This window comes from Pseudomonas sp. NPDC089396 (assembly GCF_044749545.1).
GTDB lineage: Bacteria > Pseudomonadota > Gammaproteobacteria > Pseudomonadales > Pseudomonadaceae > Aquipseudomonas.
The window spans coordinates 1-1186 of the sequence record NZ_JBIVIC010000033.1 but is presented as its reverse complement, the minus strand read 5'-3'; the positions used below and the strand labels follow the sequence as shown (position 1 = coordinate 1186).

1 protein-coding gene is annotated in these 1186 nt (G+C 57.5%); it reads left to right on the top strand.

Going from position 1 to position 1186, the window contains the following annotated elements; genetic code table 11:
* Positions 1-86 precede the first annotated feature (86 nt).
* Positions 87-1070, top strand: a complete 984-nt coding sequence (locus ACIPZB_RS27205; protein WP_400643487.1) for an IS5 family transposase — start codon at positions 87-89, stop codon at positions 1068-1070.
* Positions 1071-1186 lie beyond the last annotated feature (116 nt).

Genomic DNA, 1186 nt, shown 5'->3' with positions numbered 1-1186 from the left:
GGATTCTCCGATCAAGTCAGCACAGGCCATCTGAGCTGTGCTGAAATAGCCCTCCGTCCAACTGCCCTCTACAAGCCCGCCATCCCATGAGTCAGATGAGCTTTTCCGATTTCGAGTACGCCGGTAAGCGCAAGCAAACCCGTCGCGAGCGTTTCCTGGCCGAGATGGAGCAGGTGGTGCCGTGGAGCGGTTTGGTGGCATTGATCGAGCCGCATTACCCAAAGGCCGGCGGTGGTCGCAAGCCATACCCACTGGAAACCATGCTGCGTGTTCACCTGCTGCAGAACTGGTTCTCGTTGAGCGACCCCGCCATGGAAGAGGCGCTGTACGAGATCACTTCGATGCGCCAGTTTGCTCGCCTGACGCTCAGCGCTCCGATCCCCGAAGACACGACAATCATGAATTTCCGGCACCTGCTGGAGAAGCATCAGCTGGCGGCGGGCATTCTGGAAACCATCAACAATTACCTGCGAGACAAGGGCCTGTCGTTGCGCCAGGGCACCATCGTCGACGCCACCATCATCCACGCGCCCAGTTCGACCAAGAACAAGGAAGGCAAGCGCGATCCTGAAATGCATCAAACGAAGAAGGGCAACCAGTACTATTTCGGCATGAAGGCCCACATCGGCGCGGATGCTGAATCGGGTCTGGTGCATCACGTTCATGGCACCGCCGCGAACGTGGCCGACGTAACGGAAGTTGCACAACTGCTGCATGGCGCAGAGAACGTCGTCTGTACCGACGCTGGCTACACCGGCGTTGAGAAAAGGCCAGAGCATGAAGGACGGCAAGTGATCTGGCAGATTGCGGCTCGTCGTAGCACCTACAAGCACTTGAGCAAACGCAGCGTGCTCTACAAAGCCAAGCGCAAGATCGAAAAGGCCAAGGCGCAAGTGCGTGCGAAGGTGGAGCACCCGTTCAGGGTGATCAAACGCCAGTTCGGCTATGTAAAGACGCGTTTTCGAGGCTTGGCCAAGAACACGGCGCAACTGACCACGCTGTTTGCTCTGTCGAATCTGTGGATGGTGCGCCGGCAATTATTGACTGCTGCGGGAGAGGTACGCCCGTGAGGGCGGATAACCAAGGCTTTGCCTTGGTTATCCGATAATCAGCGGCTGAAAATCGGGCTTTTCGGCATCCCTAAGCCGCCCATTTCCGGCTGATGAGCAACTTGATCGGAGAATCC

Coding starts and splice junctions, on each gene's coding strand:
- ACIPZB_RS27205 (WP_400643487.1), top strand. CDS start 87: ATGAGTCAGATGAGCTTTTCCGATTTCGAGTACGCCGGTAAGCGCAAG.